General features: G+C 77.7%; 20 protein-coding genes. 12 read left to right on the top strand and 8 right to left on the bottom strand.

The features are described 5' to 3' along the window. The 3 genes from EJA20_RS08890 to EJA20_RS08880 all read right to left on the bottom strand — a co-directional run. A partial coding sequence (locus EJA20_RS08890) for an SURF1 family cytochrome oxidase biogenesis protein (RefSeq protein WP_164983898.1) occupies positions 1 to 780 on the bottom strand: 780 nt, incomplete at its 3' end. Continuing rightward, positions 777 to 1,145, bottom strand: a complete 369-nt coding sequence (locus tag EJA20_RS19845) for a hypothetical protein (RefSeq protein WP_338068812.1) — start codon at positions 1,143 to 1,145, stop codon at positions 777 to 779. The genes EJA20_RS08890 and EJA20_RS19845, both read right to left, overlap by 4 nt. After that, positions 1,142 to 1,477 (bottom strand): DUF3099 domain-containing protein, encoded by a 336-nt coding sequence (locus EJA20_RS08880; RefSeq protein WP_240675251.1) that lies wholly within the window; start codon positions 1,475 to 1,477, stop codon positions 1,142 to 1,144. The genes EJA20_RS19845 and EJA20_RS08880 overlap by 4 nt, the downstream gene beginning before the upstream one ends. 192 nt (positions 1,478 to 1,669) lie before the next feature. Between EJA20_RS08880 and fabG the strand changes: the two genes are divergently transcribed. The 3 genes from fabG to EJA20_RS08865 all read left to right on the top strand — a co-directional run bounded on the left by fabG (position 1,670) and on the right by EJA20_RS08865 (position 3,853). After that, positions 1,670 to 2,413: a 3-oxoacyl-ACP reductase FabG gene (gene fabG, locus EJA20_RS08875; protein WP_129337799.1), complete on the top strand. Its 744-nt coding sequence runs from the start codon at positions 1,670 to 1,672 to the stop codon at positions 2,411 to 2,413. A gap of 85 nt (positions 2,414 to 2,498) precedes the next feature. After that, positions 2,499 to 3,266: an enoyl-ACP reductase FabI gene (gene fabI / locus EJA20_RS08870; RefSeq protein ID WP_129337794.1), complete on the top strand. Its 768-nt coding sequence runs from the start codon at positions 2,499 to 2,501 to the stop codon at positions 3,264 to 3,266. 53 nt (positions 3,267 to 3,319) lie between these two features. After that, positions 3,320 to 3,853 (top strand): SixA phosphatase family protein, encoded by a 534-nt coding sequence (locus tag EJA20_RS08865; protein ID WP_129337793.1) that lies wholly within the window; start codon positions 3,320 to 3,322, stop codon positions 3,851 to 3,853. Between the two features lie 64 nt (positions 3,854 to 3,917). Here the strand turns inward: EJA20_RS08865 and serB are convergent, their stop codons facing one another. Together serB and glgC are read right to left on the bottom strand one after the other, a co-directional pair. Then, positions 3,918 to 4,529 (bottom strand): phosphoserine phosphatase SerB, encoded by a 612-nt coding sequence (gene serB / locus EJA20_RS08860; protein WP_129337792.1) that lies wholly within the window; start codon positions 4,527 to 4,529, stop codon positions 3,918 to 3,920. 210 nt (positions 4,530 to 4,739) lie between these two features. Next, on the bottom strand, positions 4,740 to 5,981 hold the full coding sequence (gene glgC / locus EJA20_RS08855; RefSeq protein WP_129337791.1) for a glucose-1-phosphate adenylyltransferase: 1,242 nt from the start codon (positions 5,979 to 5,981) through the stop codon (positions 4,740 to 4,742). Between the two features lie 116 nt (positions 5,982 to 6,097). Here glgC and glgA point away from each other — a divergent pair, with 116 nt between their 5' ends. Continuing rightward, on the top strand, positions 6,098 to 7,321 hold the full coding sequence (glgA, locus tag EJA20_RS08850) for a glycogen synthase (RefSeq protein ID WP_129337790.1): 1,224 nt from the start codon (positions 6,098 to 6,100) through the stop codon (positions 7,319 to 7,321). 22 nt (positions 7,322 to 7,343) lie between these two features. Here the strand turns inward: glgA and EJA20_RS08845 are convergent, their stop codons facing one another. After that, on the bottom strand, positions 7,344 to 8,120 hold the full coding sequence (locus EJA20_RS08845) for a hypothetical protein (RefSeq protein ID WP_129337789.1): 777 nt from the start codon (positions 8,118 to 8,120) through the stop codon (positions 7,344 to 7,346). A gap of 214 nt (positions 8,121 to 8,334) precedes the next feature. Here EJA20_RS08845 and EJA20_RS08840 point away from each other — a divergent pair, with 214 nt between their 5' ends. From EJA20_RS08840 to EJA20_RS08825, 5 genes are all read left to right on the top strand, one after another. Then, a complete protein-coding gene (locus EJA20_RS08840; RefSeq protein ID WP_129337788.1) occupies positions 8,335 to 9,150 on the top strand; it encodes an ABC transporter ATP-binding protein in 816 nt (271 codons plus the stop codon). Between the two features lie 245 nt (positions 9,151 to 9,395). Further along, complete coding sequence (locus EJA20_RS08835; protein ID WP_129337787.1) at positions 9,396 to 9,857, top strand: NfeD family protein; 462 nt, start codon at positions 9,396 to 9,398, stop codon at positions 9,855 to 9,857. Next, positions 9,854 to 9,985, top strand: a complete 132-nt coding sequence (locus EJA20_RS19740) for a hypothetical protein (protein ID WP_276319527.1) — start codon at positions 9,854 to 9,856, stop codon at positions 9,983 to 9,985. Before EJA20_RS08835 ends, EJA20_RS19740 begins: the two co-directional genes overlap by 4 nt. Beyond that, positions 9,982 to 11,154: an SPFH domain-containing protein gene (locus EJA20_RS08830; RefSeq protein WP_129337786.1), complete on the top strand. Its 1,173-nt coding sequence runs from the start codon at positions 9,982 to 9,984 to the stop codon at positions 11,152 to 11,154. Before EJA20_RS19740 ends, EJA20_RS08830 begins: the two co-directional genes overlap by 4 nt. Positions 11,155 to 11,279: 125 nt before the next feature. Further along, complete coding sequence (locus EJA20_RS08825) at positions 11,280 to 12,137, top strand: TrmH family RNA methyltransferase (RefSeq protein WP_129337785.1); 858 nt, start codon at positions 11,280 to 11,282, stop codon at positions 12,135 to 12,137. 14 nt (positions 12,138 to 12,151) lie between these two features. On the opposite strand, the gene EJA20_RS08820 is transcribed toward EJA20_RS08825, so the two are convergent. Together EJA20_RS08820 and EJA20_RS08815 are read right to left on the bottom strand one after the other, a co-directional pair. Then, positions 12,152 to 12,709, bottom strand: coding sequence for a hypothetical protein (locus tag EJA20_RS08820; protein WP_129337784.1), 558 nt, complete (start codon positions 12,707 to 12,709; stop codon positions 12,152 to 12,154). A gap of 20 nt (positions 12,710 to 12,729) precedes the next feature. Continuing rightward, complete coding sequence (locus tag EJA20_RS08815; RefSeq protein ID WP_129337783.1) at positions 12,730 to 13,314, bottom strand: YbaK/EbsC family protein; 585 nt, start codon at positions 13,312 to 13,314, stop codon at positions 12,730 to 12,732. 273 nt (positions 13,315 to 13,587) lie between these two features. Here EJA20_RS08815 and EJA20_RS19460 point away from each other — a divergent pair, with 273 nt between their 5' ends. The 3 genes from EJA20_RS19460 to EJA20_RS08800 are packed head-to-tail and all read left to right on the top strand — an operon-like array spanning position 13,588 to position 20,427. Then, a complete protein-coding gene (locus EJA20_RS19460; protein ID WP_240675250.1) occupies positions 13,588 to 14,688 on the top strand; it encodes a hypothetical protein in 1,101 nt (366 codons plus the stop codon). Continuing rightward, positions 14,685 to 16,736, top strand: a complete 2,052-nt coding sequence (locus tag EJA20_RS08805) for a Y-family DNA polymerase (protein ID WP_129337782.1) — start codon at positions 14,685 to 14,687, stop codon at positions 16,734 to 16,736. The genes EJA20_RS19460 and EJA20_RS08805 overlap by 4 nt, the downstream gene beginning before the upstream one ends. Continuing rightward, the gene (locus EJA20_RS08800) at positions 16,729 to 20,427 is read left to right on the top strand and encodes a PHP domain-containing protein (RefSeq protein WP_129337781.1); all 3,699 of its coding nucleotides are present in this window, start codon (positions 16,729 to 16,731) and stop codon (positions 20,425 to 20,427) included. The genes EJA20_RS08805 and EJA20_RS08800 overlap by 8 nt, the downstream gene beginning before the upstream one ends. Positions 20,428 to 20,985 lie beyond the last annotated feature (558 nt).

Raw genomic sequence — 20,985 nt, 5'->3', positions numbered from 1 at the left:
GGGCAGCGGCTCGTCGCCGGCCTCCGCGTGCTCCGCGAGCAGCACCCGCTCCTCCAGCAGCTCGCGGCGCGCCAGCACCCCGAACGCGACGAGCGCGCCGGCGGCGAAGACCCACCACTGGAACGCGTAGGACAGGTGCGAGCCCAGGTCCGTGTCGGGGGGTGGCAGGTCCGCCGGCGTGCCCGCCGCGGCCGGCGTCTCCTGGACCCGGCTGCCGAAGGCGGCGTAGGCGGGGGTGCCGCCGCCCGCGCCCGTGGTCCCGGTGCCCGCGGCGGCGAGCACCTCGTCGAGCGCGATGGCCTGGACCTGGCCCGCCGGGGCGGCGCGGCCGCTCGCGGGCTCGAGCGGGCGCAGGCGCACCGTGAGGGTCACGGGCCCGGCGGGGGAGGCGGGCGCGGCCACCGCGCCGGTGGACGCCCGGACCCAGCCGCGGTCGACGAGGAGCACCGCGCCCGTGCCGTCCTCGCGGAAGGGGGCGACGACGTGGTAGGCGGGCGTGCCGTCGACGGGGCGGTTGCGCAGGAGGACCGGCGAGGCGCCGTCGTAGGTGCCGGTCACGGTCACGCGCCGCCACTCCTGCGCGGGCGTCAGCGCCCGGCCCGGACGGAGCACCGCGTCGAGGGGCACGGGGTCGGCCCGCCAGTTGCGCTCGACCACGGCGACCGCCGCGGAACGGGCCTCGTGCCGGTGCCACTGCCACCGGCCGAGGAACGTGCAGGACACCGCGAGGACGAGCGCGAGGGCCACCAGGCCGGCGGCACGGCGCCTCGCCGGGCTCACCGCGGGCCGCCCGGCCCCTCGTCCTCCGGCAGCTCCGCGACGGGCAGCGTGTCCTTCCAGAAGCCCCGCACCGCGAGGTACTCCTCGAGCGAGGTGCGGTGCTCCGGGCAGGCCAGCCAGACCTTGCGCCGCGCGGGCGCGTGCAGACGAGGGTTGTTCCAGCGCACACCCCAGTGTGCCCCCTCGCGGCACCCGCGGGCGGAGCAGACCAGGGCGGGCGCGTCCTCGTCGGGCCCGCCGCCGTCCGTGCTGCCGTCCGTGCCGCCGTCCGCGCCGCCGCCCGTGCTCCCGCCCGTGCTGCCGGTCGTCATCCCGTGCGTGCTGCCGGTCGTGCCGTGCGCCTGCCCGGGGGGCAGGGCCGTCACGGGCGGCCCCCGAGGCCGCTGGGCACGCCCGCACCGGGGCCGATGCCGCGGGGGTCGACCGCCACGGGGCCGTCGCCCGGCGGGCGCTCGCGGCCCGCGTTGGCCAGGAGCACGGCGACGTAGGGCAGGACGACGGCGGCGATCAGCAGCCCGACCGAGGCCCACACCGGGATGTGGTTCCAGGTGAGGACGGCCAGCACGAAGGAGATGGCACGGATGCTCATCTGCCACAGGTAGCGGCGCGTGCGCCGGGCCAGGTCGACGGAGAGGGGTTCGGCCGCGGTGGTGATGGACTGCACCCCGGCGTCGTGGTCCTGGCTGCGTGAGCTCACCTCGCGATCCTAGGCAGGGGGCACTGAGACCGCCCTGTGCCGCCCGACGTGCGGTGCGTCCCCCGGGCCGCCACCGCCCGGCGCCGCTTGTGGAGGTCCGACAACGCCGGGTGCGACGACACGGACGGGCCCGCCACCCGGCGCACCGGGGCGGTCGGCTAGCGTCGACGGGTGCCCGCGACCGACGCCCCCGTGACCGACGACGCCGCCCCCGCCCGTCCCCACCCGCACACGCCGCGCAGCGTCCTCGTGACCGGCGCGAACCGTGGCATCGGTCGTGCGATCGCCGAGCGGTTCGTGGCCGCGGGGGACCGCGTCGCCACCATCTACCGCTCCGGCGACCTGCCGGCCGGCGTCCTCGGGGTGACCGGCGACATGCGGGACACCGCGTCCGTCGACGCGGCCTTCTCGCAGGTCGAGGCGGAGCACGGCCCCGTGGAGGTGCTCGTCGCCAACGCCGGCACGAACAAGGACGGCCTCCTGCTGCGGATGAGCGACGAGGACTTCGAGGACGTGCTCGACGTCAACCTCACCGGCACCTTCCGGTGCGTGCGCCGGGCCAGCAAGGGCATGATCCGGCTGCGCCGCGGCCGCATCGTCCTCATCTCCTCCGTCGTCGGCCTGTACGGCTCGGCGGGGCAGGTGAACTACGCCGCCTCCAAGGCCGGCCTCGTCGGGCTGGCGCGGTCCGTCACGCGCGAGCTCGGCGGCCGCGGCATCACCGCCAACGTCGTGGCGCCCGGCTTCATCGACACCGACATGACGCGGGCGCTGCCGACGGAGCGCCAGGACGCCTACCGGGCCGCCATCCCCGCCGGCCGGTTCGCCGAGCCCGACGAGGTGGCCGCCGTGGTGGAGTTCCTCGCCTCGCCGGCCGCGGGCTACGTCAACGGCGCCGTCGTGCCCGTCGACGGCGGCCTCGGCATGGGCCACTGACGACCGGCCGACGCCCCGGGGGCCGCCCGGGCCCCACCCGCACCACCACGACCGACGTCCCGCACCACCGAACGGAGACCTCCCCATGGGGCTGCTCGACGGCAAGACCCTCCTCGTGACCGGCGTCCTCACCGACGGCTCGATCGCCTTCCACGTGGCGCGGCTCGCGCAGCAGGAGGGCGCCACCGTGCTCCTGACGTCCTTCGGGCGCCAGTTCCGGCTCACGCAGGCCATCGCCCGGCGCCTGCCGCAGCCGGCGCCCGTGCTCCAGCTCGACGTGACCTCCGCCGAGGACCTCGCGGCGCTGCCGGAGCGCGTGCGCGAGCACGCCGACCACCTCGACGGCACCGTGCACTCCATCGGCTTCGCGCCGCAGAGCGTCATGGGCGGCAACTTCCTCGCCGGCGAGTGGGCCGACGTGTCGACCGCCCTGGAGATCAGCGCCTACTCCCTGAAGTCGCTGGCCGTCGCCACGCAGCCGCTGCTGACGCGGGGCTCCGCGGTCGTCGGCCTGACCTTCGACGCGCGCTACGCGTGGCCCGTCTACGACTGGATGGGCGTGGCCAAGGCGGCGTTCGAGTCCACCGCGCGCTACCTGGCGCGCGACCTCGGGCCGGAGGGCATCCGCGTCAACCTCGTCTCCGCGGGCCCGATCCGGACCACGGCCGCCAAGTCGATCCCCGGCTTCGCGACGATGGAGGGCGGCTGGCCCGAGCGCGCCCCGCTCGGCTGGGACGTCACGGACCCGGAGCCCGCCGCCCGCGCGGTGGCCGCCCTGCTCTCGGACTGGTTCCCGGCGACGACGGGCGAGATCGTGCACGTCGACGGCGGCGTGCACGCGATGGGTCTCTGACCGGGAGGTCCCCCGCGGCCGGACCCGCGGCGGGGCCGGTGGCGCGTGCGACGATGACGCCCGTGACCGCCGACAGCCCCCGCCGCCTGGTCCTGCTGCGCCACGCGCGCGCCGAGCACCCGGCCGGGCCCGACCGCACCCGGCCCCTCGCCCTCGAGGGGCGGCGGCAGGCCGGCGCGGTCGGCGGGGCGCTCGCGGCGGCCGGCCTCGTGCCGGACGTGGTGCTGTGCTCCTCCGCGCTGCGCACCCGCCAGACGTGGGACCTCGTCCGCCAGGGCATGGGCGCGGCGGGCGCGGGCGCGCGGCTCGAGCTGCGGGACGCCCTCTACGAGTCCGGCGTGGCCGAGCTCGTCGGGCTCGTCACGGCGCTGCCGCCGCAGGTGCGCACCGCGCTCGTCGTCGGGCACGAGCCGACGGTCTCGGAGGCCGTGGCCGCGCTCGCGGGCCCCGGCTCGGACGAGGCCGCCCTCGACCGCGTGCGGCACGGCACACCCACGGCCGGCTGGGCCGTCCTCGAGGTGACGGGCGGCTGGGCCGCCGTGGGCGCCGGCACCGCGCGCCTGGACCGGGTGGGCGCACCGGCCTGAGCGCCGCGGCCCCGCTCGGCGGCGGGGGCGCCGGACGAGGGGCGTGCCGGCCCCCGCCGAGGCGTCAGCGCGCGTCGGCGAGGGCCAGCACCTCGTCGAGACGCCCGGTGAGGGACACGTCCGCCCGCTCCACGACGAGGGGCTTGGCCCGCCACGCGACGCCCAGGCCCGCGGCCTCGATCATGTCGAGGTCGTTGGCCCCGTCGCCGATGGCGACCGTGCGGTCCATCGGGACGCCGAGCTCGGCGGCCCACTCCCGCAGCGCGACGGCCTTCGCCGCCCGGTCGACGACCGCCCCGAGCACGCGGCCCGTGAGCCGGCCACCGGCCTGCTCGAGCCGGTTGGCGCGGTACCGGGTGAGGCCCAGGCGTGCCGCGAGGGGGGCCACGACCTCCTCGAAGCCCCCGGACACCAGCCCGAGCGGCCACCCGCGCCGCGCGCAGCCCTCCACGAGCTCGACGGCGCCCGGCGAGAGCCGCACCTCCGCCAGCACGTCCGCCAGCACGGCCGTCGGGACGCCCGCGAGCGTGGCGACCCGCGCGTGCAGGGACGCCGCGAAGTCGATCTCGCCGCGCATGGCGCGCTCCGTCACCGCGGCCACCGCCTCGCGCGTCCCCGCCCGCTCCGCGAGCAGCTCGACGACCTCCGCGGTGATGAGGGTCGAGTCGACGTCCATGACGACGAGCCTGCCGGGCGGCGGCACGGGCGACGGCGTTGGCGACGGCACGGGCGGCGGCGCGGTGGCCGGGACGACGGGGGGCACGGCCGGCGGGACGGGGGGCTGCGTTGGCGCGCTCACGCCGGGGAGGGTAGCCGCCGGACGCCGACGGCCCCGGCCGGCGTCCGCTCGTCGGCGGGCGCGGCCGGGGCCGTCGGGCAGGGGTGCTCAGTCCTTGATGACGGTCCCCTTGGGCACGACGGTGATGCCGGACTCCGTGACGGTGAAGCCGCGGGCCAGGTCGTGCTCGCGGTCCACGCCCACCTTCGCGCCGTCCGGCACGACGACGTTCTTGTCGAGGATCGCGCGACGGACCTCGGCGTTGTGCTCGACGTGCACGTGGTCCATGAGCACGGACTCCGTCACCTGCGAGAAGGAGCGCAGCCGCACGTGCGGGGAGAGCACGGACCGGTTGACCTGCGCCCCGGACACGACGACGCCCGGGGAGACGATGGAGTCCGCGGCGTGGCCGAGACGGCCCTCCTCGGCGTGGACGAACTTGGCCGGCGGCAGGCCCGTGTACCCCGTGTAGAGGGGCCACTCGTCGTTGTAGAGGTTGAAGACGGGCTCGATGGCGATGAGGTCCATGTTGGCTTCGAAGTACGAGTCGATCGTCCCGACGTCGCGCCAGTAGTCCTTGTCGCGCGGGGCGGAGCCCGGCACGTCGTTGCGGATGAAGTCGTAGACCCCGGCCTCCCCGCGCCGCACGAAGTCCGGGACGATGTCGCCGCCCATGTCGTGCTTGGAGCCGGCGTCCTCCGCGTCCCGGGTCACGGCCTCGACGAGGGCGTCCGCGTCGAAGACGTAGTTGCCCATGGACGCGAGGATCTCGCCCGGCGACCCCGGGACGGGGACCGGGTCGGACGGCTTCTCCCGGAACGCGGCGATGCGGGTCGGGTCGGAGGGGTCCGTCTCGATGACGCCGAACTGGTCGGCCATCCCGATGGGCTGGCGGATGCCGGCGACCGTGAGCCCGGCGCCGGACTCGACGTGCGCGTCGACCATCTGGGAGAAGTCCATGCGGTAGACGTGGTCCGCACCCACCACGACGACGATGTCGGGCCGCTCGTCGTCGATGATGTTCAGGCACTGGTAGATCGCGTCGGCGGAGCCGAGGTACCAGTGCTTGCCGACCCGCTGCTGCGCGGGCACGGCGGCGACGTAGTTGCCCAGGAGCGGCGACATGCGCCACGTCTGGGCCACGTGCCGGTCGAGGCTGTGGCTCTTGTACTGGGTGAGCACGATGACGTGCAGGTAGCCGGAGCTGATGACGTTCGACAGGGCGAAGTCGATCAGACGGTAGATGCCGCCGAAGGGGACCGCGGGCTTGGCGCGTGCTGCCGTCAGCGGCATGAGGCGCTTGCCCTCCCCACCGGCGAGGACGATCGCGAGGACGCGCGGCGCTGCCATGGGCACACCCTAGGGCCGAACCCGCCCGTCGGCGCTAGCGTGGCGCCCCTGAGAACGCGCTGACGCCGTCGCAGGGTCCGACCTGCCGGCGGACCTCGCGAGGACGGGAGGACAGGGTGCGCATCGACCTGCTCACGCGGGAGTACCCGCCGCACGTGTACGGCGGGGCGGGGGTGCACGTCGTCGGGCTCGGCGAGGTGCTGCGCCGCACGCTCGACGTCCGGGTGCACTGCTTCGAGGGCCCGCGCGACGAGCCGGGGGTGCGCGGGTACGACGTGCCCGCGGGCCTGGCCGGCGCGAACTCCGCGCTCGGGACCCTCGGCGTCGACCTGGAGATGGTGGCCGGCGTCGCGGCGCCGGGGGAGGACGGGACGACGACCGACCTCGTCCACTCGCACACCTGGTACGCCAACATGGCCGGGCACCTGGCGTCCCTGCTGCTCGACGTGCCGCACGTCGTCACCGCGCACTCCCTGGAGCCCCTGCGGCCGTGGAAGGCCGAGCAGCTCGGCGGCGGGTACGCGCTGTCGGGCTGGGCGGAGCGCACCGCGTACGAGGGCGCGGCGGCGGTCATCGCGGTGTCCGGCGGCATGCGCGAGGACATCCTGCGCTGCTACCCCGCCCTGGACCCGGACCGCGTCCACGTGGTCCACAACGGCATCGACCTCGACGCCTGGGTCCGCCCGACGGGCCCGGAGGACCTCGCGCGCGACGCGGCGACCCTCGCCCGGTTCGGCATCGACCCCGACCGGCCCACGGTCGTCTTCGTCGGGCGGATCACCCGCCAGAAGGGGCTGCCCTACCTCCTGCGCGCGTGCGCCGGCCTGCCGCCGGAGGTCCAGGTCGTCCTCGTCGCCGGCGCACCCGACACGCCCGGCATCGCGGCGGAGGTCACCGGGCTCGTCGAGGGGCTCGCCGCGACCCGGTCCGGCGTCGTCTGGATCGACCAGATGCTGCCGCGCGAGGACGTCGTCGCCGTGCTCTCCGCCGCCACCGTCTTCGCCTGCCCCTCGGTCTACGAGCCGCTGGGCATCGTCAACCTCGAGGCGATGGCCGTGGGCGTGCCCGTCGTCGGCACCGCCACGGGCGGCATCCCCGAGGTCGTCGTCGACGGGGAGACGGGCTGGCTCGTCCCCATCGACCAGGTGACGGACGGCACGGGGACGCCCACCGACCCCGACCGGTTCGTCGCCGACCTCACCGCCGCGCTGACGTCGGCGACCGCCGACCCCGCGCGGGCGGCGGCGTTCGGCGCCGCGTCCCGGCGGCGGGTGGAGGAGCACTTCACCTGGGAGGCGGTCGCGGCGCGGACCGTGGAGATCTACCGCTCGCTCGTCTGACGCCGTCCCCACGGGGGTGGCCTCAGCGGGGCAGGTCGTCGAGCGGGCCGAGGTCGGAGGTGACGGCGGCGGCCAGGGCGCGACGGGCGGACGCGTCGACCTCGTCGAGGGCGTCGCGCCGCCGGTCCACCTGGCCGCCCGTCACCGCCGCGCCGTCGTCCACGCGCGCCAGCGCGACGACGGCGCGCAGGCGGGCGGCGCTGACGAGCAGCCGGACGCGGGCCCCCTCCGTCCCGGGCGGCAGGGCGGTCGTCAGCGCGCGGTCGTCGCGCAGGGCGGCCAGGTCGTCCTGCAGCCCCGGGCGCCAGCGCGCCACGTCGAGCCGGGTCAGCGCGTCCGTGGCGGTGGCCAGGCCCAGGCGCAGCGCGCGGTCGGCCTCCTCGAGCGTGGCCTGGCGGGCGAGCAGGTCGCGGCGCCAGTCGGGCACCCGCTCCACCGTCCAGGTCACCAGGTGCCCCGGCTCGAGCGCGGAGCCGAACCGGCGCACGTCCGGCACGGCGGCGAGGCAGCCGCCCCCGGTGCGGAGCAGGACGCACTCGCCCGCGGCGGTCGCCGCCGCCGACAGCGCGGGCGGCAGCGGCGGCGGCTCGCCGGGCACGGGCAGCAGGCAGCCGACGTCGTGCAGGTCGGCCGCGACGTCCGCCACGAACGTGCGCAGGTCGGCCGCCGAGCCGTCGGGGCCCTCGACGGCGTGCGGCTCGTCGTCGCCCTGGACCGTCGGGACCAGCCGGGCGGGGTCGGAGGGCACGGCGAGCCACGCGGCCAGCAGGACCGAGCGCGGGAGGGCGGGGACGGGCACGCCACCACGCTAGCCGGGGCGGCGGGCCGTCCCGTCCCGCGTCACGTCCCGCGTCCCGTCCCGCGTCCCGTCCCCCGTCCCGGTCCCCGGCCCGTCCGTCCGGTGCGTCCCTCCGGTACGTCCGCCGTGCCGCGGTCGCGGCGCGCACCGGGCGCGCCGGCCTCCCGTGCCGCCCGGGCGGAGGCGGCCGCCGCGCCCGGCTAGGGTGCCGGGCATGACCGACGTGCTCGACCTGCAGTCCGTCACCGTCCGACGCGGTGCCACCACGATCCTCGACGGCCTGATGTTCCGCGTCGCGGAGGGCGAGCGCTGGGTGGTGCTCGGGCGCAACGGCGCCGGCAAGACGTCCCTGCTCCAGGTCTGCTCGGGTCGCATGCACCCGACGTCGGGCACCGCGCACCTGCTCGGCGAGCGCCTGGGCGGGGTCGACGTCTTCGAGCTGCGGCCGCGGATCGGCCTGTCGAGCGAGGCCCTGGCCGACCGCATCCCGTCGGGGGAGACGGTCCTCGACGTCGTCCTCACCGCCTCCTACGGGTACACGGGCCGCTGGCGCGAGCAGTACGAGGAGCAGGACGAGGACCGCGCCCGGCGCCTCCTCGAGGCGTTCGACGTGGCGGCGCTGGCGTCCCGGTACTTCGGCACGCTGAGCGAGGGCGAGCGCAAGCGCGTGCAGATCGCCCGGGCCCTCATGTCCGACCCGGAGCTCCTGCTGCTCGACGAGCCCGCCGCCGGGCTGGACCTCGGCGGCCGGGAGGAGCTCGTCGCCGCGCTGGCCGAGCTGGCCCGCGACCCGCGCTCCCCGGTCATCGTCCTCGTCACGCACCACGTCGAGGAGATCCCGCCGGGATTCACGCACCTGCTGCTCCTCAAGGACGGGCGTGCGCACGCCGCGGGTCCGGTCGAGGAGGTCCTCACCGCGGACAACCTCTCCTCGACGTTCGGCCTGCCCCTCGCCGTCCAGCACGGCGGCGGCCGCTGGGCGGCGCGGGCCCTGCCGGCCGCGCTCGCGGGGGCGCGCCCCTCCCGCTGAGTCCGCCGCGCCGGTCCTGCGCCGGTCCTGCGCCCGCCTTGAGCCCGCCCTGCGCCCGCCCTGCGCCGGAGCGGTGAGGCGTCCGCACCGCGGCGACCGCCGCTGAGAGGCGGGAGGGTCACAGGTCCGTCAAGGGACCCCCCGCGAACCCCCTGGTACCGGTACGGTGGCTCCACGACGACGTGCGCGCCGACGGGCGGCCCCGGGGACCGGAGCCGCAGGTCGGCGACGGGGAGGGGGACCCGGTGGAGTGGCTCTGGTGGGTCGGGGGCGCCGTGCTGTGCGCCATCGTCGAGGTCCTGTCGCTCGACCTGGTCCTCATCATGTTCGCCGGCGGCGCGCTCGCCGGCGGGGCGGCCGCAGCGCTCGGCGTCCCGCTCGTGGGTCAGGTCGTGGTCGCCCTGGTCGTGTCCGTCCTGCTGCTGCTGACGCTGCGGCCCTGGATGCTGCGCCACCTGCGCGACCGGGTGCCCCTCGTCGAGACGAACGTCCACGCCCTCGTGGGCAGGCCGGCCACGGTCGTCGCGACGCTGAGCGCGGACGGCGGCCGGGTGAAGCTCGCCGGCGAGGTGTGGAGCGCCCGCCTCGACGGGCCGGGCGTGCTCGAGCCCGGGGCGCCCGTGCAGGTCCGCCGCATCGACGGCGCCACCGCCGTCGTCGCGACCCCGGTCACCGGCGGCACGGCCACCGGACCGGTCACCGCGTGACCACCGGCAGCGCCGGCCCCGCCGGCCCCGCCGGCCCCGCGCCCGCCCTCGTCATGACCCGCCGGACGGCCGTCGCGCCGCCGGCCCCGTCCCTCGTCGCCCCCGTCCCCAGGAGGACCACCGCATGACCGACACCGGAACCACCGCGGGGACGGTCGCCACGTTCGTCGTCGTCGGGCTGCTCGCGCTCTTCGTCGTGGTGACGCTCATCCGGTCCGTGCGGATCGTGCCGCAGACGGTGGCGATGCTCGTGGAGCGCCTCGGCCGCTACAACCGGACGATGGACGCGGGCCTGCACCTGCTCATCCCGTTCGTCGACCGGGTGCGCGCCGGCGTGGACCTGCGCGAGCAGGTCGTCTCGTTCCCGCCGCAGCCCGTCATCACCTCCGACAACCTCGTCGTGAGCATCGACACGGTGATCTACTTCCAGGTGACGGACCCGCGGGCCGCCGTCTACGAGATCGCCAACTACATCCAGGGCATCGAGCAGCTCACGGTGACGACGCTCCGCAACGTCATCGGCTCGCTCGACCTGGAGCAGACGCTCACGAGCCGCGACCAGATCAACGGCCAGCTGCGCGGCGTCCTCGACGAGGCGACGGGCCGGTGGGGCATCCGCGTCAACCGCGTGGAGCTCAAGAGCATCGACCCGCCCCAGTCCGTGCAGGGCGCCATGGAGGCGCAGATGCGCGCCGAGCGCGACCGCCGCGCCGCGATCCTCACCGCCGAGGGCGTGAAGCAGTCCCAGATCCTCACGGCCGAGGGCGAGAAGCAGGCCGCGATCCTGCGGGCCGAGGGTTCGGCGCAGGCGGCGATCCTCACGGCCGAGGGCGAGGCGCGCGCCATCCTGCAGGTCTTCGACGCCGTGCACCGCGGCGACGCCGACCCCCAGCTGCTGGCCTACCAGTACCTGCAGATGTTGCCGAAGATCGCCGAGAGCCCGGCGAACAAGATGTGGTTCCTGCCGTCGGAGCTGTCCGGGGCCCTCGGGCAGATCGCGCAGGGCTTCACCGGGGTGGCGCCGCCCGCCGGCTACGAGGACCCCAACGCGGGGCCGACCGGCGGCCGCCGGGCGCGCAAGGCCTCGCCGCTGCGCCCCGAGGACCTGCCGCCGAGCGCCCTGGCCGACCCGCGCGAGGCCCTGGAGGCGGCGCGGCGGGAGGCCTCGGCCGCCTCGGCCGACGCCTCCTCCTCGGGCACGCTCAGCGGGCGCCCGGCCGACCGTGCCGCCGAGCGCGGCCAGCTGCCGGACCTCGGTGCGACCTCGCAGGACCCGGGAGCCGGCCCGGTGCCGTGACGGGTGCGGCAGCGCGGTGACGTCCGACGGCGGGCGGCCCCCCGGGGTCGCCCGCCGTCGTCGTCCCCGCGCCGGGCCGTCGCCGCGTCCTTCACGGGTCCGTCGCCGCCGCCCCGGCTGGGAGGATGGCGCGCGTGCGCGCCGAGCTCCTCCCGCTGACCGACCCCGACGACGAGCGCCTGGCCGACTACGTCTCCCTCACCGACGTCGCCCTGCGGCGGCGGTTCGAGCCGGAGCGGGGCCTCTACATCGCGGAGAGCTCCACGGTGCTCGAGCGGGCGCTGCGGGCGGGGCACCGGCCGCGCTCGGTGCTCCTCGCGCCGCGGTGGGTGCCCGACCTCGAACGGGTGCTGGCCGAGCTGCCGGGGTCGCCCGACGACGCGCCCGTTCCGGTGTTCGTCGCCGACGAGCCCCTGCTCGAGGCCGTCACGGGGTTCCACGTCCACCGGGGCGCGCTCGCGGCGATGCACCGGCCGGTGCTGCCACCCGTGGCGGAGGTGCTGGCGCGCGCCCGCGGGGGTGCCGGCGCCCGGCGGGTCGCCGTGCTCGAGGACCTCGTCGACCACACGAACGTCGGCGCGGCGTTCCGCAGCGCGGCGGCGCTGGGTGTCGACGCCGTGCTGGTCACCCCTCGGTGCGCCGACCCCCTCTACCGGCGGTCCGTCCGGGTCTCGATGGGCACCGTGTTCCAGGTGCCGTGGACGCGGGTGGACCCGTGGCCGGGCGGCGTGGCCGTGCTGCGCGAGCACGGGTTCGTCACCGCGTCGCTCGCGCTGTCCGAGGACGCCGTGACGCTCGACGCCCTCGCCGCCGCGGCGCCGGAGCGGCTGGCGCTCGTGCTCGGTGCCGAGGGCGACGGGCTGGCGGCGTCGACGCTGGCCGCCTCGGACGTCGTCGTGCGGATCCCCATGGCCGGCGGTGTCGACTCGCTGAACGTGGCTGCCGCCGCCGCGGTCGCGTTCTGGGCGACCCGGACGGCCTGAGCCCGCGTCGCCGCTCAGGGGGCGGCGGTGCCGCCCGTCGGGCTGCCGGCCAGCGCACGGGCGATGACCTCGTCGACCGCGAAGGCCATGGTCGCGGCCTCGAGCGCCGCGTCGACGTCCGGCGCCGGCGTGCCCGGGCGGTGGTGCCCGGGCTCCCGGATGACGTCGAGGTCGACGCCCGGCCGCCGCGGCACGTACCGGAAGCCGGCGTCCGTCGTCGGGTCGTAGTCGAGGACGAGGTCCGTGCGGTCGAGGCGGCGGTGCCAGCCCTCGAGGCGGCGCACGTCGTCCTCCGCGAGGGCGGCGCCGTGGCGGCGGTCGGCCTCGAGGTGCAGGAGCGCCAGGTCCAGGTCGAGGCGGTGCTCGGGGAGGACGTGCCACGGCACCAGGCCCGAGCCGTCCGGGTGTCCGCTGCGCGGCGGTGGGGCCGGGGCGGGGCCGTCCGGGACGTCGGCCGCCGTACCGGTGGTCGTGCCCGTCCGGGCCGCGTGGGGCGCGGACGCCGGCGCGCGGGTGGCGGCCAGCAGCTCGTCCACCCAGCCGTCCACGCCCTCGTGCGGCACCGCACCCATGGGGGACCTCCCTGTCGGGCTCACCCTAGTGCGAGGCCGTCGACGACCTCGACCCCCGGGGCGGTGCCGAGCAGGGCGCCGGGGAGCGCGATCTTGGAGCGGCGCAGCCCCGAGCCGATGACGACGTGGTCGCCCGCCGCGTCCGGGACGGTGACCGCCGCGTCGACGAGGACCCGGTAGCCCGCGGGCAGCCCGAGCGGCGTGATGCCGCCGTACTCCATGCCGGACTCCTCGGTCGCGCGGTCCATCGGCAGGAAGGAGGCCTTGCGGACGTCGAGGAGGCGCTTGACGGCGTTGTTCACGTCGGCCCGGGTCGTGGCCCGCACGACGGCGGCGGCGACCTTCTCGTCCCCGGCGCGGCGGCCGGAGACGAGCACGCAGTTGGCCGAGGCCGACGGGGGGAGGGCGAACGCGTCCGTGAGGGCCGCGGTGTCGGCGAGGTCGGGGTCGATCTCCGCGACGAGCACCGCCGACGCGACCGCGGGGTCCGCGCCCGCCCAGGCCCGCAGGGCCTCGTGGGTGCTCGGCGCGAGCAGCTCGGGGTGCTCCAGCGCGGGGGCCCAGGGCAGCGTCCCGAGGGCGGGACCGGGTCCGGTGGTGGTCATGGCGGCAGGGTAGCGGCGGCCCCCGACACGGCTCCGGGCCGTCCGTCCCGGGGTCCCGCGGGGTCGCCGTCGCGTCCCGGCGGAGCCGTGTCGGTGGTCCGGTGCAGGCTCCGCCCGACACGCCGGAGGGGCGCGCCGGGCGGCCGGCGGACGGATTGACAGGCCCCGGGCGCCGGGGTTTCACTGACGGCGGGTGGTCGAACAGGTGTTCGAACAGGTGCCGGTCGGCGGTCCCGTCGACGGCAGGACGAGCACGGCGAGGGGGTGGGACGGGTGACGGTCGTCGACGCGGGGACGCGGGAGGAGCGGGTCGCCCGGGCCCGGGCCGCGCTCGCCCGTGCGGAGCTGCGCACGGGGGCGCGCAGCGTCCGGACGGTCACCGCGGCCCCGGTCGACCCGTCGGGGCCCACCGTCGTGGCGGACCCGGCCCCGGCCTCCGCCGGGACCCCCGAGGAGGGCTCGCGCCCGGCCGCCGGCCGCTCGGAGGAGCTGCTCGAGCACCTGCGCGAGCACGTGCGGGACCGGTCCTGGGGACGTTCCTGGCAGGAGACCGCCGCCGCGCCCGCCCCGGCACCGGTCACGCCCTCGGTCACGCCCTCGGCCACGCCCTCCGGCGCGCCCACCGCCCTGCCTGCCGCACCCACCCCTGTGCCCACCCCGGTGCCCACCCCGGGTCGTGGCAGCGGCCCCCGGACCGCGCTCCTCACCACGGAGCGCCCGCCCCTGCCCGTCCCGCCGGCGCTCGACCCCCTGCTGCCCGAGGGGCTGCGACGGGGGTCGACGACGGCGGTCGTCGGGTCGACGTCGCTGCTGCTGGCGCTCCTCGCGCAGGTCTCCGCCGGCGGGGCCTGGGGCGCGGTCGTCGGGCACCCCACGGTGGGGCTGCTGGCGGCCGCGCAGGCCGGGGTCGTCCTCGACCGGCTGGCGCTCGTCCCGCGCCCCGGGGCGGACGGCGCCGCGGTCGTCGCCGCGCTGCTCGACGGCGTCGACGTCGTCGTCGTCGGGCCGGGTGCGGTGCTGACCGACGCGGACCGGCGCCGGCTGTCCGCCCGGGCGCGGGAGCGGGGCTCCGTGCTGCTGGCGACGACGGCCTGGACCGGGGCGACCGTCGTCCTCGGCGTGCGCGACGCCGGCTGGGACGGCGTCGGCGCGGGGGAGGGGCACCTGCGCAGCCACCGGGTCCGGGTGGTGCGCACCGGCCGGGGCGGCGCCGCCGTGCCGCACGCCCTCGAGCTCGTGCTCCCGCTGCCCCGGCCGGGCGCGGACGTCGTGCCCGCGCCCGTCGTCGTCGCACCCGCGCCGCCCGTCACCGCCCCCGTCCTCGAGGAGCCCGCGGCGCCGGCCGCCACGGGCGCGCTGAGGCTCGTCGGATGACCACGCGGACCACGGTGCTGTGGGTGCCGGACTGGCCCGTCGTGGCCGCGGCGACCCTCGAGGGGCTGCCCGTCGACGTCCCGGCGGCGGTGCACGACGGGCGTCGCCTGACCGCCGTGTCCGACCTCGCCCGCGCCCACGGGGTGCGGCGCGGCCTGCAGCGGCGCCAGGCGCAGGGCCTGTGCCCGGACCTGGTGCTGCTGCCCGCCGACGAGCCGCGCGACGTCCGGCTGTTCGAGCCCGTCGCGGCAGCGGCGGAGACGGTCGTCAGCGGCGTGGAGGTGGTGCGTGCCGGCCTGCTCCTGCTCCCGGCGGGCGGGGCGAGCCGGTACCACGGGTCGGAGGACCGCCTGGCCGAGCGCCTCGTCGCCGCCGTGGCGGAGGGCACGGGGCACGAGTGCGCCGTGGGCACGGCCGACGGGCTCCTCGCCGCCGTCCTGGCCGCGCGCACGGGGACGCCGGTCCCCGCAGGGTCGTCGCCGGCGTTCCTCGCCGCCCGGCCCATGGCGGACCTCGTCCACGCGGCGGTCACCGACGAGGACGCGCTCGCGGTCGGCGAGCTCGTCGACCTCCTGCACCGGCTCGGGCTGCGCCGTCTGGGCCAGCTCGCGCGGCTGCCCGCCCCCGCGGTGCACGCGCGCTTCGGCCGGCGGGGCGTCTGGGCCCAGACGCTGGCCCGTGGCGAGGACGAGCGGCCTCCCGTGCGGCGCCGGCCGGAGGCCGACGTCGTGGCCGCCAGCGAGCTGGACCCGCCGCTGGCCCGCGTGGACCAGGCGACGTTCGCCGGGCGCCGGCTGGCGGAGGCGCTGCACGCCGAGCTCGTCGAGCGGTCCCTGTCCTGCGGGCGGCTGCGGATCGACGCCCGCACCGACCGGGGCGAGGAGCTCAGCCGCACGTGGCGCACGGACCTGGGTGGCTGGGGCGGTCTGACGCCCGCGCGCATCACCGACCGGATCCGCTGGCAGCTCGAGGGGTGGCTCACCGCCGCCGCCGTGGCGGGTGCCCGTGAGGCACGGGCGGCCGCCCGTGCCCGGGAGGCGGCCGCGGGCGGACGGGCCGTCGGGGGCGGGCGGCGCGACGGTGCGGGACGGGGCGGCGCGCCGGACGGGGGTGCGTGGCGCACGGGGCCGGCGCCCGAGGACGTCCCGGACCTGGGCCCCGAGCACCCCGACGAGCCGGGCGTCTGCCTCGTGCACCTGTCCGTCACGGCCCTGGACGTCGCCCCCGCGGGTGCCGAGCAGGGTCGGCTGTGGGGCGGCCCCTCCGGCGGCGACCTGCGCGCGCACCGCGCGCTCGACCGCGTCCAGGGCATCGTGGGCGTGGAGGGGGTGCTGCTGGCGGCGCTGCAGGGCGGGCGTGGCGTGCGCGACCAGGTGCACGTGCGCGTGTGGGGGGAGCAGGCGGCGCCGCAGCGACCCCTCGACCGGCCGTGGCCCGGGCGGCTGCCCGACCCGGCTCCGGCATCCGTGCTCGTGCAGCCGGTGCGGGTCGAGGTGCTCGACGCGGACGGGCGGCCCGTGCGCGTCGACCTGCGCCACCGCCTCACGGGCGACCCCGTGCTCCTGCGGTGGGACGAGGACGCGGGGTCGACGGGACCGGCCGGGCCGTCCTGGCGCGGCTCGACCGACGCGCCCGGGAGGCCCGGCAGGGCCGTGGCGGACGGCGGGACGGTGCACGACGGCGGGACGGTGCACGACGGGGGGACGGCGCACGACGGGAGGGCGGCGCGGGACGCCAGGCGCGCGCGCGACGGCCGGCAGGGGCGGGACGGCCGGGCGGCGGAGGGCGGGAGGACGGTGCCGCCGGCGGCGGGGGACGGGGACGGCCGGGCGCCGCGCGCGGTGACGGGCTGGGCCGGGCCGTGGCTCCTCGCCGAGCGGTGGTGGGCGGGCGAGTCGGCGGGTGCCCACGGGACCGCCGGTGGCGGCCCGGGCGCGGCCGGCCTGCCGGGGGTGCGGGCCCACCTGCAGGTCACCCTCGACGACCGGCGCGCCCTCCTGCTCACCGGCACGGACACGGGATGGACCTGCGAGGCGACGTATGACTGACGGGACCGGGCACCCCGGCGCCGCGCCCGGGTCCGCGGGACCGCGGTACGCCGAGCTGCACGCCCACTCCGCGTTCAGCTTCCTCGACGGCGCGAGCCAGCCCGAGGAGCTCGCGGCGGAGGCGGCCCGGCTCGGCCTGCGCGCCCTCGCGCTGACGGACCACGACGGCCTCTACGGCGTGGTCCGGTTCGCCCAGGCGGCCCGGGCGGTCGGCCTGCCGACGGTGTTCGGGGCGGAGCTGCACCTGCCGGCGCCGGACGGCCGCCGCCACGCCCGCGAGACCGCCCGGGTCGTGCCGGGGCTGCCCGTGCTCGACCCGCCCACCGCCGTGCCCGACCCGCGCGCGTCGCACCTGCTGCTGCTCGCACGGGGCGCCGACGGCTACCGCGCGCTGTCCTCCGCGATCGCCCACGGCCACCTGCGCACGGGCGAGAAGGGCGCCGCGGAGTACCGGCTCGAGGAGCTGGCGGAGGCCGGCGCGGGCCGCTGGGTGGTGCTGACGGGCTGCCGCAAGGGCCTCGTGCGGCGTGCGCTGGCGGGCGGCGACCCGGCGGGGGTCGTGCCGGTCGCCCCCGGCGGGATGGACGCGGCGGCGCGGGAGCTCGACCGCCTCGTCGCGCTGTTCGGGCGGGACAACGTCGTCGTCGAGACGACCGCGGCGGGGGACGCGCACGACGCGGAGCGGGCCGACGCGCTCGCGCACCTGGCCCGCCGGGCGCGCCTGCCGCTCGTCGCGACCGGTGCCGTGCACTACGCCACCCCGCGCGACGCCGACCTCGCGGCCGCGCTCGCGGCGGTGCGCGCCCGCGCGTCCCTCGACGACATGGACGGGTGGCTGCCCGGGGCGCCCTCGGCGCACCTGCGCTCCGCCGCCGAGATGCTCGCGCTGCACCGCCGGCACCCCGAGGCGGTCGGCCGGGCCGCCGCGCTGGCCGACGAGCTGGCGTTCGACCTCGCCCTCGTCGCACCGGCCCTGCCCCCGTACCCCGTGCCGCCGGGCCACACGGAGGCGACGTGGCTGCGGGAGCTCACGCTGCGCGGCGCGCGCGAGATGTACGGCTCGCCGGAGGCGGAGCGGGTGCCGGGCGCGTTCGCGCAGGTGGAGCACGAGCTGGCCGTCATCGAGCAGCTCGGGTTCCCGGGCTACTTCCTCGTGGTGTACGACCTCGTCGACTTCTGCCGCCGCAACGGCATCCTCGCCCAGGGTCGCGGCTCCGCGGCGAACTCCGCCGTCTGCTACGTCCTGCGGATCACCGCCGTGGACCCCGTGCGGCACGGCCTGCTGTTCGAGCGGTTCCTCGCCCCCGAGCGGGACGGGCCGCCCGACATCGACGTCGACATCGAGTCCGCCCGCCGCGAGGAGGTCATCCAGTACGTCTACGAGCGGCACGGGCGCACCCACGCCGCCCAGGTGGCCAACGTCATCTCCTACCGCCCGCGCTCGGCCGTCCGGGACGCGGCGCGGGCGCTGGGGTACGACACGGGCCAGCAGGACGCGTGGAGCACGAGCATCGAGCGCTGGGGGAGCCTGCGCGGGCCCGAGCGCCCGAGCGCCTGGTGGACGATGTACCGCTCGGCCACGGTCGGCCCCACGTCGGTGCACGAGGGGCCGCCGCAGGACTCCCGGACCGGGGCGCTCCTCGTCGTCGACCCCCTGGCCGAGCCCGAGGTCGACGCGGGGACGCGCGCGCCGGCCGGGGTGCCACCCTCCGCCGGGGCCGAGCGCCGGGCGCACCGCGACGCGACCCCGCAGACGCGCTGGGAGCAGATGCCGTCACGGGTGGCGCTCGCGGCACCCGAGGTGGCGGGGGAGCCCACCGCCGACCGGCACGACGTGGTCCCCACGGTCCGCCCGCCGTCGGCGGACGAGCTCGGCGAGATCCCCGACCACGTCGTCGACCTGGCGGAGCGGTTCCTGCGCCTGCCGCGGCACCTGGGGATCCACTCGGGCGGGATGGTCATGTGCGACCGGCCGGTGGTCGAGGTCTGCCCCGTGGAGTGGGCGCGGATGCCGGGGCGCACGGTGCTCCAGTGGGACAAGGAGGACTGCGCCGACGCGGGCCTGGTGAAGTTCGACCTGCTCGGCCTGGGGATGCTCACCGCGCTGCGGCTCGCCTTCGGCTTCGTGCGCGAGCGCGAGGGCGTCGACCTCGACCTCCACGCCCTGCCGCAGGAGGACCCGCTCGTCTACGACCTGCTGTGCGCGGCGGACACCGTCGGCGTGTTCCAGGTCGAGTCCCGCGCCCAGATGGGCACGCTGCCCCGGCTCCAGCCGCGGCGGTTCTACGACATCGTCATCGAGGTCGCCCTCATCCGCCCCGGCCCCATCCAGGGCGGGTCGGTGCACCCCTACATCGACCGGTACCACGGCCGCGAGCAGGTGACCTACCTGCACCCGAAGCTCGTGCCCTCGCTGGAGCGGACCCTGGGGGTGCCGCTCTTCCAGGAGCAGCTCATGCAGATGGCGATCGACGTCGCCGACTTCACGGGCGCCGAGGCCGACCAGCTGCGGCGCGCGATGGGCTCCAAGCGTTCGATCGACCGCATGGAGGCGCTGCGGGAGCGGCTCATGACGGGCATGACGGCCAACGGGATCCCGCCGGCCGCGCAGACGGAGATCTACGACAAGCTCAAGGCCTTCTCCGACTTCGGGTTCCCCGAGTCCCACGCCTTCTCGTTCGCCTACATCGTCTACGCCAGCGCGTGGCTCAAGGTGCACCACCCGGCCGCGTTCTACGCCGGGCTCCTGGCGGCGCAGCCCATGGGGTTCTACTCCCCGCAGACGCTCGTGGCCGACGCGCGCCGGCACGGGCTGACCGTGCTGCGGGCGGACGTCCAGGCCTCCGACGTGCTCACCACGACGGAGCGCACCGGCCCCGCGCGCCCCGGGGGCGAGCCGCGGCTGAGGCCCGTGCCGGGCGGGACCGCCCCCACCGGTCCGGCCGCCGGGGGCCGCGTCGACGGCGTCGCTCCCGGCCCCGCCCGCACGGTGGCCGTCCGGCTGGGGCTGGCCTCCGTGCGGTCGGTCGGGGAGGAGGCGGCGGGGCGCCTCGTCGCCGAGCGCCGGGCCGGGGGGCCCTTCCGCGACCTGCGCGACCTCGTGCGCCGGGTCCGGCTGACGACCGCGCAGCTGGAGTCGCTGGCGACGGCGGGGGCGCTCGACGGGCTGGGCGTGGACCGGCGGGAGGCGCTGTGGGCCGCGGGCGCGCTCTCCCAGGAGGGGCCGGAGACCCTGCCGGGGGTGTCGGTGGGCGTGGAGGCCCCCACCCTCCCGGGCCTCGACGCGGTGGAGACGGCGACGGCGGACGTCTGGGCGACGGGTGTGTCCGTCGACTCCTACCCCACGCAGTTCGTGCGGGAGGGGCTCGACGCGGCCGGGGTGCTACGCGTCGAGGAGCTGTTCCGCGGGGAGCCGGGCGGCCGGGTGGCCGTCGCGGGCGTGGTCACGCACCGGCAGCGGCCGGGCACCGCGCACGGCGTGACGTTCCTGTCGCTGGAGGACGAGACGGGGCTGCTCAACGTCATCTGTTCCGCCGGCCTCTGGCAGCGGTTCCGCACCACGGCCCGCACGTCGCGCGCGATGGTCGTCCGGGGCCGGGTGGAGCGGGCGGACGGGGCGACGAACCTCGTCGCCGAGCACATCGCCCCCCTGTCCCTGCGGGTGCGCTCGACCTCGCGGGACTTCCAGTGAGGGAGCGGGGGAGGGCAGCCGAGGACGCCCGGCAGGTCCCGGGGACGCCGGACGCCCCGTGGGTCCCGTGGGTCGCCGGCGGGTCCCGGGGACGCATCGACCCCCGGGCGGCGTCACCGCTGCCCGGGGGTTCGACGTGGTCCGCCCAGCATCGTCGTGCCGCCGTCCGCCGCACCCGCTTGTCCTCGTCGGTGCGGTCTGACCGTCCCCGGCCTGTGGGGGACCGTCGGCGACCTGCCTCCGGGCGACGTCCGTCCACCGCTCTCGTAGCGGTGCGTGCCCCGTCCCCGGACCGGTCCCCTCGCGGCGGGATGCTGGGCACCACCGCGCGGACCGGGAGTCTTGAGTTGTACCCCCCACAACCGGGGTGCGGTCCCGAGTGTTCCCGCACCCCTGCCCGGACCGCCACAGGTCTTCCGTGGACGGCCCCGGAGGGGCCAGCACCTGCCACCGCCCGTCGCGCCCGCTTGTCCTCGTCGGCGCGATCTGACCGTCCCGGGCTGTTCGGGACCGTCGGTGGCTGCTCCCCGTCCCGCGTCCGTCCACCCCTCTCGCAGG

The sequence above is a fragment of the Cellulomonas endophytica genome (assembly GCF_004123805.1).
GTDB lineage: Bacteria > Actinomycetota > Actinomycetes > Actinomycetales > Cellulomonadaceae > Cellulomonas > Cellulomonas endophytica.
The sequence above is the reverse complement of the archived record's forward strand: the minus strand, read 5'-3'. Positions and strand labels throughout refer to the sequence as shown.

Coding starts and splice junctions, on each gene's coding strand:
- glgC (WP_129337791.1), bottom strand. CDS start 5,981: ATGGCAGCGCCGCGCGTCCTCGCGATCGTCCTCGCCGGTGGGGAGGGC.
- EJA20_RS08815 (WP_129337783.1), bottom strand. CDS start 13,314: ATGACCACCACCGGACCCGGTCCCGCCCTCGGGACGCTGCCCTGGGCC.
- EJA20_RS08825 (WP_129337785.1), top strand. CDS start 11,280: ATGGCGCGCGTGCGCGCCGAGCTCCTCCCGCTGACCGACCCCGACGAC.
- serB (WP_129337792.1), bottom strand. CDS start 4,529: ATGGACGTCGACTCGACCCTCATCACCGCGGAGGTCGTCGAGCTGCTC.
- EJA20_RS08830 (WP_129337786.1), top strand. CDS start 9,982: ATGACCGACACCGGAACCACCGCGGGGACGGTCGCCACGTTCGTCGTC.
- fabI (WP_129337794.1), top strand. CDS start 2,499: ATGGGGCTGCTCGACGGCAAGACCCTCCTCGTGACCGGCGTCCTCACC.
- EJA20_RS08820 (WP_129337784.1), bottom strand. CDS start 12,709: ATGGGTGCGGTGCCGCACGAGGGCGTGGACGGCTGGGTGGACGAGCTG.
- EJA20_RS08800 (WP_129337781.1), top strand. CDS start 16,729: ATGACTGACGGGACCGGGCACCCCGGCGCCGCGCCCGGGTCCGCGGGA.
- EJA20_RS08840 (WP_129337788.1), top strand. CDS start 8,335: ATGACCGACGTGCTCGACCTGCAGTCCGTCACCGTCCGACGCGGTGCC.
- EJA20_RS08805 (WP_129337782.1), top strand. CDS start 14,685: ATGACCACGCGGACCACGGTGCTGTGGGTGCCGGACTGGCCCGTCGTG.
- EJA20_RS08865 (WP_129337793.1), top strand. CDS start 3,320: ATGACGCCCGTGACCGCCGACAGCCCCCGCCGCCTGGTCCTGCTGCGC.